The organism is Paenibacillus turicensis, from assembly GCF_017873435.1.
GTDB classification, from domain to species: domain Bacteria; phylum Bacillota; class Bacilli; order Paenibacillales; family Paenibacillaceae; genus Fontibacillus; species Fontibacillus turicensis.
Map to the genome: position 1 here is coordinate 1 of NZ_JAGGKG010000023.1, position 16,262 is coordinate 16,262.

Annotated in this window: 10 protein-coding genes; all 10 read right to left on the reverse strand. The window is 37.5% G+C overall.

The features are described 5' to 3' along the window. Window positions 1-352: 352 nt before the first annotated feature. The 10 genes from J2Z32_RS18960 to galU all read right to left on the reverse strand — a co-directional run bounded on the left by J2Z32_RS18960 (window position 353) and on the right by galU (window position 15,991). Window positions 353-1,750: an ABC transporter substrate-binding protein gene (locus tag J2Z32_RS18960; RefSeq protein ID WP_210090766.1), complete on the reverse strand. Its 1,398-nt coding sequence runs from the start codon at window positions 1,748-1,750 to the stop codon at window positions 353-355. Window positions 1,751-1,823: 73 nt separating this feature from the next. Next, window positions 1,824-3,221: an ABC transporter substrate-binding protein gene (locus J2Z32_RS18965; protein WP_210090767.1), complete on the reverse strand. Its 1,398-nt coding sequence runs from the start codon at window positions 3,219-3,221 to the stop codon at window positions 1,824-1,826. A gap of 156 nt (window positions 3,222-3,377) precedes the next feature. Then, window positions 3,378-4,778: an ABC transporter substrate-binding protein gene (locus tag J2Z32_RS18970; RefSeq protein WP_210090768.1), complete on the reverse strand. Its 1,401-nt coding sequence runs from the start codon at window positions 4,776-4,778 to the stop codon at window positions 3,378-3,380. Window positions 4,779-4,870: 92 nt separating this feature from the next. Further along, complete coding sequence (locus J2Z32_RS18975) at window positions 4,871-6,277, reverse strand: ABC transporter substrate-binding protein (RefSeq protein WP_210090769.1); 1,407 nt, start codon at window positions 6,275-6,277, stop codon at window positions 4,871-4,873. Window positions 6,278-6,439: 162 nt separating this feature from the next. Then, on the reverse strand, window positions 6,440-7,831 hold the full coding sequence (locus J2Z32_RS18980) for an ABC transporter substrate-binding protein (RefSeq protein ID WP_210090770.1): 1,392 nt from the start codon (window positions 7,829-7,831) through the stop codon (window positions 6,440-6,442). A gap of 98 nt (window positions 7,832-7,929) precedes the next feature. Next, window positions 7,930-9,339: an ABC transporter substrate-binding protein gene (locus J2Z32_RS18985; RefSeq protein WP_210090771.1), complete on the reverse strand. Its 1,410-nt coding sequence runs from the start codon at window positions 9,337-9,339 to the stop codon at window positions 7,930-7,932. 224 nt (window positions 9,340-9,563) lie between these two features. After that, the gene (ligA, locus tag J2Z32_RS18990) at window positions 9,564-11,570 is read right to left on the reverse strand and encodes an NAD-dependent DNA ligase LigA (RefSeq protein WP_210090772.1); all 2,007 of its coding nucleotides are present in this window, start codon (window positions 11,568-11,570) and stop codon (window positions 9,564-9,566) included. Between the two features lie 264 nt (window positions 11,571-11,834). Further along, a complete protein-coding gene (gene pcrA, locus J2Z32_RS18995) occupies window positions 11,835-14,177 on the reverse strand; it encodes a DNA helicase PcrA (RefSeq protein WP_210090773.1) in 2,343 nt (780 codons plus the stop codon). A gap of 68 nt (window positions 14,178-14,245) precedes the next feature. Next, window positions 14,246-14,941 carry a heptaprenylglyceryl phosphate synthase gene (gene pcrB / locus J2Z32_RS19000; RefSeq protein ID WP_210090774.1) on the reverse strand — a complete coding sequence of 232 codons (696 nt, stop codon included), beginning with the start codon at window positions 14,939-14,941 and terminating at the stop codon, window positions 14,246-14,248. 156 nt (window positions 14,942-15,097) lie between these two features. Beyond that, entirely contained in the window at window positions 15,098-15,991 is an 894-nt protein-coding gene (gene galU, locus J2Z32_RS19005) for a UTP--glucose-1-phosphate uridylyltransferase GalU (RefSeq protein ID WP_210090775.1), read from the reverse strand. Window positions 15,992-16,262 lie beyond the last annotated feature (271 nt).

The window sequence follows — 16,262 nt, forward strand, 5'->3', positions numbered from 1 at the left end:
GTATTAGGCACGCCGCCAGCGTTCGTCCTGAGCCAGGATCAAACTCTCCAATAAAGTTATTGAAAAGAGCGATAAGCTCATTTTGAATCTGACGATTCTATTTCATTGATATTGCATTTCATTTGTTCAGTTTTCAAAGAACTTTTTTGTCGAACATTTATATATGCTATCACTTTCTCATTTCAAAGTCAAACACTTTTTTCAATTCTTTAAAAGCGACTGACATTTTCTTGCTTAAAGCGACATGAAATAATATATCATAATTTATTTTGTTGCGCAACTATTTTTATATAATAAAAAAGACCATTGAAGTATCTCCAATGATCTTTTGCTTAAAGTAATAATTCCACGACTATTTTTTATCTTTTTGTCCCTTTTTTGCCTCTTCATCCTTAACTGCCTTATCCAGTGCCGCTTGTGCTTCTATTTGTATCGTATTTAGTGCTTCATCTATAGTTTTCTTATTTTCTTCAAGAAGCTTAACTTCACGTTCTAGAATCGGACTGTACTCTCTATAGAATTCTATTGGCATAACATCTCGTAAATTTTCATCTAAATTTATTTTAGGTTGAAGCTTATATAACGGTTCTAACGAAATTCCATTGTAATCTTTAGTAAAGCCTATACGTGAGGACAATCCATTATTAACTGTTTTTGATTTCACTTTTGCAAATTCTTCACCATTTACAAATTTAATAAAATCCCACGCTGCATCCAAGTTTGGAGAGCCTGCACGAATAGCAAATAAGTCATTTAAAAATGCACCCCTAGTTTTTGTAGGCTCGGATGGATCAACTGGACCCGCCGCGATACCAATTTCAAATTTCTTATAATCCTTCATGTATGTTTCTGCATCTTTAATATTATTTAACATATAGGTACGGTCTACCGTCATTGCTACACGTCCCATTAAAAAGGGTTGGCTCGCATAATAATCTTCCATATTCCCACCTTGGAAGCCTTCACCTTCCCTTACATAGATTGCTTTACTCGAAATTGCATCTAATGCCTGCTTATAAACATTTTTCCACGAATCTGTATTGATTGTAATTTTTTTTGTTTTCTTATTATAGAAACTAAGACCTTGTGAGCTAGCTATTGTAGATGCTAAATCACTTATGCTTGTACCATCTTGTGTTCCAAAGCCATAAATTCGTTCCTTTGCCTCTCCATCTGTCGGGAAACGACGTGCCAAATCTAAAATCTCCTGCCATGTCATTCCGTCATGCGGTGGCTCGACACCATATTTTTTAAATAAATCTGCATTATATAAAATCCCTTCCATACTGAAATTAGGGCTTAGAGCAAATAACTTCCCTTCTCCCATTTCCTTAATTGATTCCAATATTCCTTCGGAATAGGTTGTCAGATCATATTTATCACGATCAATGAGTGGCTGTATTTCTGTTAACTTTCCACCTGCCCCTAGTGTGTTTATATCGCTCGGGTTAAGTAGTAAGACGTCTGGCTGCTCTTCTTCAATAAACTTAGTTAAAGCTTCATCATAATTGTAATCTTCATTTTCAATTGATTGATATAACTTACTAGTGCTGATAATTTCAACTTCAGTATTTGGATATTTCATACTAAATAAGTCACCATATTGTCGATAAAAGGAGCTTTCATCCCAAGACATAATCTTGACTGTTCGTTTCTCCTCATTCTTATTTTGAGCAGGTGAAGTACACCCCGCAATTAGCAAAATACTTGTCAAAATCATCACAATCTTATGTAGCCTGTTGAAATTCATTTTCTACCTCCAAAATTTTCAATAATTGTATACTATAATACAGACGGACAACTAGACACATTTGTTTCAACTATTATTTTTTATCTTTTTGTGCCTTTTCCGCTTCTTGATCCTTAAATGCCTGATCTAGTGCTGCTTGCGCTTCCGTTTGTATCGCATTTAACGCTTCAGCCACAGTCTTCTTATTTTCTTCAAGAAGCTTAGTTTCACGTTCTAAAATCATATTATATTTTTCAAAGAATTCTGCTGGAATGGAGCCACCCAAACTGTCATCTAATTTTATTTTAGGTTGTAGCTTATATAATGGTTCTAAGGCAACTCCATCGTATTCTTTACTAAATCCAAGACGTGCAGATAATCCATTATCAACTGTTTTCGAGCTTACTTTTGCAAATTCCTCACCATTTACAAATTTTATAAAATCCCATGCTGCATCCACATTTGTAGCACCCGAACGAATTGCAAATAATTCATTTAAATGTGCACCTGTAGTTTTTGTCGGCTCCGATGGATCAACTGGTCCTGCTACGATACCAATTTCAAATTCCTTAAAATCCTTCATATTTTTTGCTGCATCTTTAATGTTACTTAGCATAAAGGTACTGTCTATCGTCATCGCTGCACGCCCCATTAAAAAGGCTTGACTCGCATAGTAATCCTCCATATTATCACCCTGGAAGCCATCACCTTCCCTTACATAGATCGCCTTACTTGAAATTGCGTCTAATGACTGCTTATAAACATTTTTCCACGAATCTGTATTGATTGTAATTTGTTTGGTTTTGTCATTATAGAAAGTAAGGCCTTGTGAGCTAGCTATTCTAGTTGCTAAATCACTTATGTTAGTACCACTTTGTATTCCAAATCCATAAATTCGCTCCTTTGCATCTCCATCTGTAGGGAATTGAGAAGCCAAATCAAAAATCTCTTGCCATGTCATTCCATCATGTGGTAGTTCCACACCATATTTCTTAAATAAATCAGCATTATATAAAATTCCATTAATTGAGAACTTTGGACTTAGGGCAAAAAGCTTTCCTTCACCCATTTCCTTAATTGACTCCACTATACCTTGAGAATAGGTTGTCATATCATATTTATCACGATCAATTAGCGGCTGTAGTTCTGTTAGTTTGCCACCTGCTCCTAAATTTTTAATATCACTTGGGTTTAGTAGCAAAACGTCTGGCTGCTCTTTTTCAATAAATTTATTTAATGCTTCACTATAATCAAATTCTTCATTGTCATTGATCTCATATAATGAACTAGTGCTAACAATTTCAACTTCAGTATTTGGATACTTCGCACTAAATAAGTCGCCATATTGATAATTAAAAGATTTATCGTCCCAAAACATGATCTTGACCGTGCGTTTCTCCTCACTCTTGTTTTGAGCAGTTGAAGTGCACCCTGCGATTAGCAAAACACAGGTTAAAATCATGACAATCTTTTGTAGCCTTCTGTAATTCATTTTCTACCTCCAAATTTTTGAAAAATTGTATTACATAATAGACACGATTAACTAGACACTTAAGTTTCACATCAGTGAAAGAAGATAGAATTAAAAAAAGACCATAGAAAGTATTTTCAATGATCTTTTGCCTTAAGACTATAATGGTTACACTTATTATTTTTTATCTTTTTGTGCCTTCTCCGCTTCCTCGTCCTTAAATGCCTGATCTAGCGCTGCTTGCGCTTCCGTTTGTATCGTATTTAATGCTTCATCAACAGTTTTCTTATTTTCCTCAAGAAGTTTAATTTCACGTTCTTTAATAGGCTGGTATTTTTTATAAAAACTACTTGGAATCGATGCTAATTCGTTATCATAAACCAATGAAAATTTAGGCTTAAGCTTATAAAACGCCTCTAATGAAATCCCTTTGTATTCCTTAGTGATGCCTTCACGGGTTGATAAGCCATTGTTAAGCGTCCTTGATTTTATTTTTGCAAACTCCTCACCATTTACAAATTTAATAAACTCCCATGCCTCATCCAGATTTGGCGAACCTGCTCTAATCGCAAATAGTTCATTGATATTAGCATTGTTAGTGGTAGTTGGGTCAGAAGGATCAACAGGTCCTGCCGCAACCCCGATTTCAAAGCTTTTATAATCCTTTACATAAGTTGATGATTGCTTTATATATTCCAAAATATTGCTACCACCTACAGTCATCGCCATACGCCCCATTAAAAAGGGCTGACTTGCATAATATTCTTCCATGCTACCACTTTGTGAACTATTTCCGGTAACAGTATAAACCGCTTTACTTGCAATCGCATCCGCCGCCATCTTATACACTTTTTTCCATGCGTCTGTATTAAGGGTAATTTTTTTTGTTTTCCCATCATAAAACTTTAATCCTTGCTCGCTAGCTATCATTGATGCTAATTCGCTTAGGTCATTCCCATATTGTGAACCATAGCCATAAATTCTTTCCTTTTCAGTTCCATCTGTTGGAAAACGACGTGCTAATTCTAAAATTTCTTGCCATGTCATCCCATCATGTGGTGGCTCGACAGCGTATTTTTTAAATAGATCTGCATTATATATAATTCCATCAATTGTGAACTTAGAGCTTAAAGCAAATAGCTTCCCTTCACCCAATTCCTTAATTGATTCCAATACACCTTGGGAATACGTTGTCATATCATATTTATCACGATCAATTAGCGGCTGTAGTTCCGCTAGCTTTCCATCCGCTGCAAGCTTTTCAAATCCTGCTGAGCCTACAAGCAAAACATCTGGCTGCTCTTTATCTATAAACTTAGCCAATGCTTTATCATAGTCAAATTCCACACCCTCCTCACGTTCATATAATCTATCTGTGCTGACAATCTCAACATCGGTATTTGGGAATTTCATACTAAACATATCACCGTATTCCTGATTAAAATTATTTTCATCCCAATACATGATTTTGACTGTTCGTTTCTCCTCTTTCTTATTTTGAACAGGTGAAGTACACCCTGCGATTAGCAAAATACATGTCAAAATCATCACAATCTTTTGTAGTCTTCTGAAATTCATTTTTACCTCCAAAGTTGGATAGCTGATAGATAAAAAGACCATTGAAAGTATTTTCAATGATCTTTTGCTTTAAAATGATGATGATACAGTTATTATTTTTTATCTTTTTGTGCTTTCTCTGCTTCTTGGTCCTTAAAAGCCTGATCTAGTGCTGCTTGCGCTTCCGTTTGTATCGTATTTAATGCTTCATCTACAGTTTTCTTATTTTCCTCAAGAAGTTTGATTTCACGTGCCATAATAGGCTGGTACTTTTCATAAAAACTGCTTGGAATTGACGTTAGTTCGTTATCACTATCCAATGCCATTTTAGGCTTAAGTTTATAAAACGCTTCTAATGAAATCCCTTTGTATTCCTTGCTGATGCCTTCACGCGTTGGCAAGCCATTGTTAAGTGTCTTTGATTTTATTTTTGCAAATTCCTCACCATTTACAAATTTAACAAAATCCCATGCTGCATCCGCATTTGGCGAACCTGCTCGAATCGCAAATAGCTCATTAATATAAGCATTGTTAGTGGTTGTTGGGTCAGAAGGATCAACAGGACCTGCCGCAACTCCAATTTCAAAGCTTTTATAATCTTTCATATTATCTGCTGCTTGTTTTATATTTTCCAAAATATGGCTACCACCTACAGTCATCGCCATACGTCCCATTAAAAACGGCTGACTTGCATAATATTCTTCCATGCTACCACCTTGGAAGCCATCCCCAGTGACAGTATAGATAGCTTTACTTGCTATCGCGTCCGCTGCCATCTTATAAACATTTTTCCATGCGTCGGTATTTAATGTAATTTGTTTTGTTTGTCCATTATAAAACTTAAGTCCTTGCTCATTAGCTATCGTTGATGCTAGTTCACTTAGGTTATTGTTATATTGTGAACCATAACCATAAATTCTTTCCTTTTCAGTTCCATCTGTTGGAAAACGGCGTGCCAAATCTAAAATCTCCTGCCATGTCATCCCATCATGAGGCGGTTCTATACTGTACTTTTTAAATAAATCTGCATTATAAATAATTCCATTAGATGAAAACTTAGGACTCAAGGCAAATAGCTTCCCATCCCCCATTTCCTTGATGGATTCCAATATACCTTGTGAATACGTTGTCATATCATATTTATCACGATCAATCAGTGGTTGTAGCTCAGCTAGCTTTCCATCTGCTACAAGCTTTTTAATTGCGCCTGCATTTACAAGCAAAACGTCTGGCTGCTCTTTATCTATAAACTTAGCCAATGCTTTATTATAGTCAAATTCCTCACTTTCATCAGAACGATCATATAAATTGTTCGTGCTGACAATCTCAACCTCTGTATTAGGGAATTTCATACTAAACAAATCACCGTATTGCTGATAAAAATAACTTTCATCCCAAAACATGATCTTTACTGTTCTTTTCTCCTCATTTTTATTTTGGCCAGAAGGAGAAGTACACCCTGCAACTAGTAAAATACATGTCAAAATCATCACAATCTTATGTAACCTTTTGAATTTCATTTTTGACCTCCAAATATTAGAAAAATTGTATTACTTAATATATAGACGTATAATTACACACTTTGGTTTCATAAACTTGATAGATGATAGATTCACTCATGTCATAATTGATACTCTTTGCTATGCTATTTTTGCGTTTAGGCCCTTGTAATTTTAATGTTTTTATTTTGATTTTTTCTGAGCCTCCTGGGCTTTAAAAGCTTGATCTAATGCGTTTTGAGCTTCATTTTGCACAATATTCAATACTTCTTCCACTGATTTTTTATTCTCTTCCAGAAGCTTCACTTCACCTTGTAAAATTTCACGATAATTTTTATAAAAATCATTTGGTATGGAATCATTATCCTCCAATGTTACTCTAGGTTGTAGCTTATAAAACGCCTCTAAAGAAACACCGTTGTATTCTTTGCTAATACCTTCTCGCGTTGGCAAACCATTGTTTAACGTTTTAGATTTTACTTTTGCAAACTCCTCTCCATTTATAAACTTAATAAAATCCCATGCCGCTTCAATATTTGGCGAGCCAGCACGAATCCCAAATAACTCTTTTATATAACCGCTATTTGTCTTGGTTGGATCAGCTGGATCAATAGGCCCTGCTGCTATGCCAATTTCAAAGCCTTTATATTCCTTTACATCACTTGCTGCTTCTTTCATATTACTTAACAAATAACTTCCATCCACGGTCATAGCCACACGCCCCATTAAGAAGGGCTGACTTGCATAATACTCCTCCATACTTGAACCTTGAAAGCCTTCTGTGGTATTAGTTGTGTACACCGCCTTACTTGCTACCGCATCCACTGCCATCTTATAAATATTTTTCCAAGAATCAGTGTTCATAGTAATCTTTTTTGTTTTTCCATTATAATAGCTAAGGCCTTGAGCATCTGCTATATCTGTAGCTAATTGATCCAGGCTTGTCCCACTATTCGATCCGTAACCATAGATTCGCTCCTTTTCAGTTCCATCTGTAGGGAAGCGCTGAGCGGTATCTAAAATTTCTTGCCATGTCATTCCATCATGTGGTGGTTCTACACCGTATTTTTTAAATAAATCAGCATTGTAAAAAATCGCATTAACATCAAACTTAGGACTTAACGCATACAGCTTACCTTCTCCCATTTCCTTAATGGAGTTCAATACTCCCTGAGAATAGGTCGTCATATCATACTTGTCACGGTCAATGAGTGGCTGTAGCTCAACTAAATTCCCCTCTGCTGCAATTTTGCTAATGTAATCTGGGTTTACTAGCAAAACATCTGGTTGCTCTTTTTCTATATATTTTAAATATGCTTTTTGATAGTCATATTGTTCCCCATCAACAGACTCATTGCTTATTTTGGTAGTACTCACAACCTCAACATCAATATTAGGATATTTCATACTAAATAAATCACCGTATTGCTGATAAAAATAGTTTTCGTCAAAGTACATTACTTTGAGGTTTTGTTTCTCCTCATTTTTATTTTGACCAGATGGAGAAGTACATCCTGCAACTAGTAAAACAACTACCAACATGAAGACAATCGTATTTAATCCTCTGATTTTCATTTCCTACCTCCAAATATTTTGGAAAAATTTAACTACATAGTATAGACGGGAAACGATTTATTTTAGATTAATAAAATTGTTAGTTGGTTAGTTGATATTTACTTTTTATCCTCTGGTGCCTTTTTAGTCTCCTGATCCTTAAAGGCTTGATCTAACGCTGCTTGGCTTTCGTTTTGCATTACTTTTAATGCTTCCTCTACTGTCTTCTTGTTATCCTGTAACAGCTCAGTCTCACGTTTTAACACTTTATAATAAGGCTCATAAAAGCTAGATGGGATTAAGTTTTCACCAAAATCTGATGCCATTTCAGGTTTAAGCTTATAAAAGGCCTCTAGTGAAATCCCATTGTAATCCTTACTAATCCCTTCACGAGCGAGTAAGCCCATATTTAATGACTTCCCTTTAACCTTCGCAAATGCCTCTCCATTCACAAATTTCACAAAATCCCATGCCGCCTCCATATTAGGTGACCCCGCTGATATAGCAAAGATTTCGTTCAAATACGCGCCATTAGTTTTTGTCGGATTGGCTGGATCAACAGGTCCTGCTGCGAGCCCAAGCTCAAACGATTTATATTTTTTTGAATTTTTGCTAACTTCACTTAAATCCCGCAAAAACTCATTTGTTTGTACGGTTATAGCTACACGTCCCATATGAAAGGGTTGACGTTCATAATAGTCTTCGTTTGTTGTAATGTCAGAATAGTCTTCTGTATTAGGGTCATATATTGCCTTAGACGAAGCAGCATCTACAGCAAGTTTAAATATATTTGTCCATGACTCTGTATCCATTGTTACTTTTTTAGTTTTACCATTAAGAAGATTAATTCCTGCTGTATCCCCAAAATTAAGCGCTAAGCTTCCTACAGTATTCAAATTCCTACTTTGATCCAATGCAAAGCCATATACACGTTCTTCTTTACTACCATCTGTAGGGAAACGACGGGCTAAATCCATAATTTCTTGCCATGTCATGCCATCGTGGGGTAAATCAACTCCATATTTCTTAAACAAATCAATATTATAAAAGATCGCATTGCTCCGAAAAGCAGGGCTTAAACCATATAGCTTACCCTCTCCCTTTTCCTTAAGTGACTCCAAAATCCCTTGGGAATATGTAGTCAAATCATATTTATCACGTTCAACCATTGCTCCCAGGTCTGCTAGCTTCCCCTCAGTAGCATATTGTGGAAAAAGATTAGAATCCATTAATAAAATATCTGGTTTCTCCTTCTCAACTAGATCAGAATAAGCTTTATCATATTTAATATCATTTCCGTTTTCATCCTTCTGATTGTATAGTTGCCCAGTGCTTATCACTTGAATTTCTGTATTTGGATACTGCATCGTAAATAACTCTCCATATTGCTGAAAAAAGTAGCTTTCATCCCAATACATGACTTTGAGCACCCTTTTTGTATCCTTGTTATTTTGAGCGGATGGAGTTGTACAACCTGCTAAAAGCAGGCAAAGGCTAATAAATAAAATCATCATATTTCGTAATTTCATTTCTATTCCATCTCCTAATTTTTTCAATTTTCATTACACATCGCTATAACGTTTCCTCCTTCAAAATAGTTATTGATGGTTAAAAATTGAAGTTTTTAATCCAATACAAAAAAGGCACCTGAAACAAAATGTTTCAAGCACCTAATAATCACGTTATAAAACGTGTAACAACATCAATTTCTAACTAATTTCTAACCAGTTCTATTTCATAATTCCTTTAAAGCTTAAAGCAACTTCATCCATTCCTCTTCATTGTCCATCACTTCAATACCAAGCTCCCTAGCTTTAGCAAGCTTACTGCCTGCTTTTTCCCCAGCAATGACAAGATCCGTTTTCTTGGACACACTTCCAGTTACTTTGGCGCCTAATGCTTCTAAGCGCTTAGTTGCTTCTTCACGAGTTAATTGGTGTAAGGTTCCCGTTAAGACTACCACTTTTCCAGAAAAGTACGAATCTGTAGGTGGAGGTGCAATCTCGGCAGGGGGTACAGGTGTTACACCAAGCGCTAACATACGTTGTATACCATCTAAAAGTATTGGGTCTTTAAAATAGGAAACAATACTTTCTGCAACAATGCCACCAATATCAGGTAAAGCAATTAATTCCTCTACGGTTGCTCCCATCACTGCTTCTAGGCTTTTAAAATGATCTGCAAGTGCCTTTGTTGTTGATTTCCCTGTATTCGGAATACCTAAAGCATACAAAAATGAAGCTAAATCTCTACTTTTACTTTGCTCCAATGCATCCAGCAGGTTTTGTGCCTTACGTTCTCCAAAGCGCTCTAGCTTAATTAAATCCTCAAATTGCAAGGTATATAAATCAGCAGGCTGATGCACATCTAATTCTAAATAAAGCTGTTCGGCGGTTTTTTCGCTAAAGGTTTCGATATCCATCGCATCTCTGGATGCAAAATGGGTGATTCTCGCTACAATTTGCGGTTTACAATTTAAACGGTTGTTACAAAACAAATGAGCTCCACGTTGTTCTAAAGCTGAACCACATGCTGGACAAGTGGTCGGATACTCTATTTCTTCCCCATCCTGCTCCTCAGTTACCTTACCCAAAATTTCGGGAATAACGTCGTTGGAGCGACGAATAAATACTCTAGTTCCTAAAGCATTCTTTAAATTTTTCCGTTCAATATCGCCAACATTATTAAGTGTGCAGTTTTGTACTGTAACGCCTGCAAGCTCTACAGGCTCTACCTTGGCAAGTGGCGTAATTTTACCTGTACGACCAACGTTCCACACGACCGATTGCAAAATTGTAGTTGTTTCCTCTGCTTCAAACTTAAAGGCAACTGCCCAACGCGGAAATTTATCGGTATACCCCAATATTTCTCTAGTGCGCATATCAGTAATTTTTATTACAGCACCATCAATCAAATAATCTAACGTGGTACGACGCTCAACAATGTCAGCAAGAGCTTCGGCAACCTGTTCAAAGTTATCGTAATAGGATACATACGGATTTACCTTGAAGCGATTTTCTTTCAAAAAATCCATCATTTCTTGGTGGGTAGCAAAGGTGACATTGTCGCTATAACCCACGTTATAGAAAAAGGCGCTTAGCTTACGTTCCGCAGTTGTTTTTGGATTTAAATTACGTAATGCACCTGCTGCGGCATTACGTGCATTTTTCAAAGGCTCTAGCGCAGTCTCATTGTATTTTGCCAAGACAGAGAGGTTCATGATCCCTTCACCTTGCACCTCGATTGTGCCTTCCTTGTAAGGAATGGTGAGCGGAACGGACTTGATTGTTTTCACTTGGGATAAAATCCCTTCACCTGTCACGCCATTGCCTCTTGTTGCGGCCTGCACAAGCTTCCCATCAGTATACGTTAGGTTCAACGTTAACCCATCAAACTTCAATTCAACAACATAGCTAGGCGAAGGAAGTGGAGTATCAGGATTTTTCAAGTTATAGTCTGCGATCAGCCTTAAAACACGTTGGTGCCATAACAAAAGCTGGTCTTGGTTTTGCGCTTTATCTAAGCTCCATAAGGCGGAAAGATGACGATGTGGCTTAAAGCCCTTTAACAATTCGCCGCCTACTCTTCCTGTTGGGGAATCAGGCAAAACTATCCCAGTCTCTGCTTCAAGTGCCGTCAACTGATCGTATAAAGCATCATACTCTTTATCACTCACTAAAGGCTGATCTAAAGTGTAATAATGATAGTTATAGTGATTTAATTGCTCTACTAATTGTTCCAATTTCAACATGGCATCCATGGTCAGTTGACTACCCCCTAGAAGGTTAAATAATAATTTAGTATCATGCTGGCTCAATATAAAAATCAGTACATGCATTAGAGGTTGGAAGCTACGGTGCAGAGGGTGGTTTCAACCGCTGTTAAGGTCCAATTTTTTCAATAATTTTGTTTAAAGATGATAAAAATCTGACCTTAAAGGCGGCCACTATGTTTTTCCACCATCCCTCTGCCCCTTCGCTAGTTTGTGTATCGCAAGTACAAATTTTTAAAAATCAAGCCATCCTTACACTTGTACTTTCGTAATAGGTGCAAAGCCTGCTAGTAGACGTTTCACGCCAACTGGTGCAGGGAATGCAATTTGCAATTCCATATCATTACCAGAACCTTTAATGGAGACGATGGTGCCAATTCCCCATTTCCCATGGGATACTTTATCGCCTGCCTGATAGTCACCTGAAGCAGCACCTTGTGGTTTAGAGGCAGAAGCACCTGGCAACCCAGTTGTAACTGTTACACGAGACGATGGGGAAGTGGATGAGGACGTAGATGTAGAGAAACCTTGGCCTTGTGCAGTATTCTGTGCTCGATAACCAAAGTTACTACCACCATTTCCTTCAAAACCTTTCCCACCGTATGCGCCACCTGCCCGATTTGCCCGATGATACCGATCATGAGCAACCTTAGTATCTTCTTTTAGCTCCTCAGGGATTTCTTCTAAAAATCTAGAAGGTGGATTTGCGGTAGTCCGACCATACAATGTACGAGATTGGGCACAGGACAGGAATAGCTTTTGTTCTGCGCGTGTAATCCCTACGTAGGCTAGACGTCTTTCCTCTTCCAGCTCTTCGTTGTCTAAAAAAGCTCTACTGTGCGGGAATACCCCCTCCTCCATCCCAATAATGAACACATTCGGGAACTCCAATCCTTTAGCACTATGCATCGTCATTAAAACAACTGCATTATCGTCCTCTTCTGGGTTGTCATTCATGGAATCAATATCAGCGATAAGAGCTAAATCGGTTAAAAATGATACTAATGTTTTATCTTCATTATTTTGTTCAAATTCCATTGTAACCGATAGGAACTCATCAATATTTTCTAGTCTAGAGCGAGACTCCAACGTGTTTTCCTGTACAAGCTCAACGCGGTATTGACTATGCTCAAGAATTTGCTCGGTGAGCTCAGTCACGGACAAAAACTCTGTCATCCCGTGCAGGGCAACAATCATATCATAAAACTCAACAAGCGCATTACGTGTTCTTCCAGCAAAACCTAAATCGTCTACTGTAGCTAAAACTTTAAAAATAGAAGTACTTCTCTCCGCAGCAGCGGCAGCAAGCTTACCGACCGTTGTATCACCAATGCCACGTTTTGGTACGTTAATGATTCTTGTTAAGCTAATGTCATCATCTGGATTCGATAATAGTCTTAAGTAAGCTAAAATATCCTTAATTTCTTTCCGGTCATAGAACTTAATCCCACCCACGATTTGATAGGGGATATCAGATTTAATTAAAATTTCCTCAATGACCCGCGACTGCGCATTTGTGCGATATAAAATAGCATGATTGCGATATTGCCCGCCATCCTTCACATTTTGAACAATTTCCGAAGCTACAAAGTAACCTTCCGCATGCTCAGAATCCGCACGATACACTTTAATTTTGTTCCCGTCGCCTTGGTCCGTCCATAATTTCTTAGGCTTACGACCAGTATTATTGGCGATTACACTGTTAGCCGCATTTAGAATCGTCGAGGTAGAACGATAATTTTGCTCTAACATAATCGTAGTCGCATCGGGATAATCCTTTTCAAAATTCAAAATGTTGCTAATATCTGCACCACGCCAACGATAAATTGATTGATCACTATCCCCTACGACACAAATACGGTGATGATCAGCTGCTAACAGCTTACACAACATATATTGCGCTCGGTTCGTATCCTGATATTCATCGACATGAATGTATTTAAATTTTTTCTGATAAAAATCAAGTACATCGGGTACATCCTTAAACAATTCGATCGTTTTCATGATGAGGTCATCAAAATCTAGTGAATTATTGCTACGCAAACGTTGCTGATATTTCACATAGACTTTAGACACAATACCTTCAAAGTAATCTGTACTATTTTGCTCATATTTTTGCGGTGTAATCAGTTCATTTTTAGCAGCACTAATCATCGCTTGAATCGCTTTGGGTTCAAACTTTTTAGTATCTATATTTTGTTCCTTCATAATTGCTCTTATGACAGATAATTGATCCGTAGAATCTAAAATAGAAAAATTAGAGGTAAATCCAATTCGTTCAATATCTCTTCTTAAAATCCGAACACACATGGAGTGAAACGTGGACACCCAAATGTCCCGACCTTCTGCCCCTACTAGCTTAGAGACACGCTCCTGCATTTCACGAGCTGCTTTATTTGTAAATGTAATCGCTAAAATTGCCCAAGGTGGTGCTTTACGTGTACTAATTAAATAGGCGATACGGTGCGTAAGCACACGAGTCTTTCCACTACCAGCACCCGCCATAATTAACAACGGGCCTTCGGTATCTTCGACTGCTTTACGCTGCTCAGGATTAAGACGGGCAATGGCATCATGTATATTTACAGTTTGCATATAAAAGCTGCTCCTTTTTCAGAAAAATTACTTCACTACTTTGTCTATCAATTTATTGCTATTGCTATTTATTTGCTATTTTTTACTGCTTCAACCGTAGAGATCGCTGCATCTAAATTATTATAAATAATGTTACCTACCACTACAGTGTCGCAAAGTGCAGCGACTTGCTGAGCCTGAAGCGCATTGGTGATCCCCCCACCGTAAAACAATTGAGTTTCATCGAGGGTTCTTTTTACATCTGCAACGATGTCCAAATCTCCAAAACGGCCACTGTATTCTAGATACACAATAGGCATATGGAGTAAACGCTCTGCTACTTGGGCATATGCGCACACCTCAGAGGAATGAAGTAACGTCTTAGCTTCACTTACCTTAGCAGCAGTGCAATCCTGGTTCAAAACAATATAACCCTCCGAAATAATTTTGTCCCAAGGAATCATAAAGCCAAATTGCTCAACCCCGTTCACATGTTGACCAATGAGCCAAGTTGTTGATGCTGTGTTCAATACCATAGGAACCATGTAAAGGTCGAATCCAGGAACAACCGATTCCAGATTAGACACCTCAAGCGCACATGGCAAATCATATTTGCGAAGGCGATTTAATAAATCCTCGGTATTTTCATACGTAACTCCACTTGAACCCCCGACCATAATCGCATCTGTACCTGACAGGCATACGGTGTCAAGCGCCAACGTATCAATATATTTATCAGGATCAAGTTTAAAAACATGACGCCAATTCGCAACGATTTGCTTCACTACTGCACCTCTTCAACTTAAAAACGGGACCAATCACCCGCCCCGTTCCGCCGTAAATAATATCATTTTTCATCTTATTCTAGTCTAATTTACCCTCGTCACACTGTCAATGTTCGCATAGAAGGGGAACACTCATATTATGAGATAAGAAGCACCCTAGTTGCACGGTTTATCTCCGATTTCGTCAAGCAGTTGCTTCATATAAGAATACAAACCAGTCTGTAGTGCTGGATTTTGTAAACCAAAATGGATGGTCGTCTTAATAAATCCAAGCTTATCTCCGACATCAAAACGATTACCTTCAAATTGATAAGCCATCACTCGTTGCTCCTTGCTCAATTTAAAAATTGCATCGGTCAGCTGAATTTCTCCATTTATGCCTGCCTGCTGTCCCTCTAAAATATTAAAGATTTGTGGTGTTAAAATATATCTACCCATAATTGCTAAGTTAGAAGGAGACTGACACATTTCAGGTTTCTCAACCATTTGCTGAACTAAATGGAGTCGCTCAGATAAATTTTCTCCCGCCACAATACCATACCGATCAACTTCTTCCCAAGGCACCTCTTGTACACCAACAATGGACGCAGGTTGCTCTTGCTTTGTAAAAACATCAATCATTTGCTTTAGGCAAGGAACATCGGATTGTATAATGTCATCTCCTAGTAACACTGCAAAGGGCTCGTCCCCGATAAATTTGCGAGCACACCATATTGCATGTCCTAAGCCTTGCGGTTGCTTTTGTCTAATATAATGAATATCTGCTAATGTAGTTGATTTATTAACTTCCTCTAACAAATCCCATTTTTCATTTTCTGTTAAATTTTGCTCAAGCTGATAGGAATGGTCAAAATGATCCTCTATGGAACGTTTCCCTTTTCCCGTCACAATAATAATATCTTCAATTCCCGAAGCTACAGCTTCTTCCACAATATATTGAATCGTTGGTTTATCAACGATGGGTAACATTTCTTTTGGCATTGCTTTGGTTGCTGGCAAAAATCGTGTACCTAACCCGGCAGCAGGAATAATTGCTTTACGAATGTTCATCAAAGAGTACCCTCCAAAGTTGTTTGAAAAATATAAGAAAGGATTTACATGGTTTCTTTAGTATGTACGTATCTTAGCCATTATAGCATAAGCATTTTAAACTTTACCCTATATTACAACTTTCATTAATTTCCTTATTTCAACATCTCTTTCAGATGTAATTGTGAAGGTTTCATTTAAAACTAACAAATCAACATAAGAAAAGGCCACCTTCATCTCTGCAACCAACACAGCGATAAAGATAGCCTATATAAAATAAAATTTTATATTG

Bases quoted from the DNA above. Each gene is read 5' to 3' on its own strand.
- J2Z32_RS18985 (WP_210090771.1), bottom strand. From the start codon at position 9,339: ATGAAATTACGAAATATGATGATTTTATTTATTAGCCTTTGCCTGCTT.
- J2Z32_RS18960 (WP_210090766.1), bottom strand. From the start codon at position 1,750: ATGAATTTCAACAGGCTACATAAGATTGTGATGATTTTGACAAGTATT.
- galU (WP_210090775.1), bottom strand. From the start codon at position 15,991: ATGAACATTCGTAAAGCAATTATTCCTGCTGCCGGGTTAGGTACACGA.
- J2Z32_RS18975 (WP_210090769.1), bottom strand. From the start codon at position 6,277: ATGAAATTCAAAAGGTTACATAAGATTGTGATGATTTTGACATGTATT.
- J2Z32_RS18970 (WP_210090768.1), bottom strand. From the start codon at position 4,778: ATGAATTTCAGAAGACTACAAAAGATTGTGATGATTTTGACATGTATT.
- pcrA (WP_210090773.1), bottom strand. From the start codon at position 14,177: ATGCAAACTGTAAATATACATGATGCCATTGCCCGTCTTAATCCTGAG.
- J2Z32_RS18965 (WP_210090767.1), bottom strand. From the start codon at position 3,221: ATGAATTACAGAAGGCTACAAAAGATTGTCATGATTTTAACCTGTGTT.
- J2Z32_RS18980 (WP_210090770.1), bottom strand. From the start codon at position 7,831: ATGAAAATCAGAGGATTAAATACGATTGTCTTCATGTTGGTAGTTGTT.
- ligA (WP_210090772.1), bottom strand. From the start codon at position 11,570: ATGGATGCCATGTTGAAATTGGAACAATTAGTAGAGCAATTAAATCAC.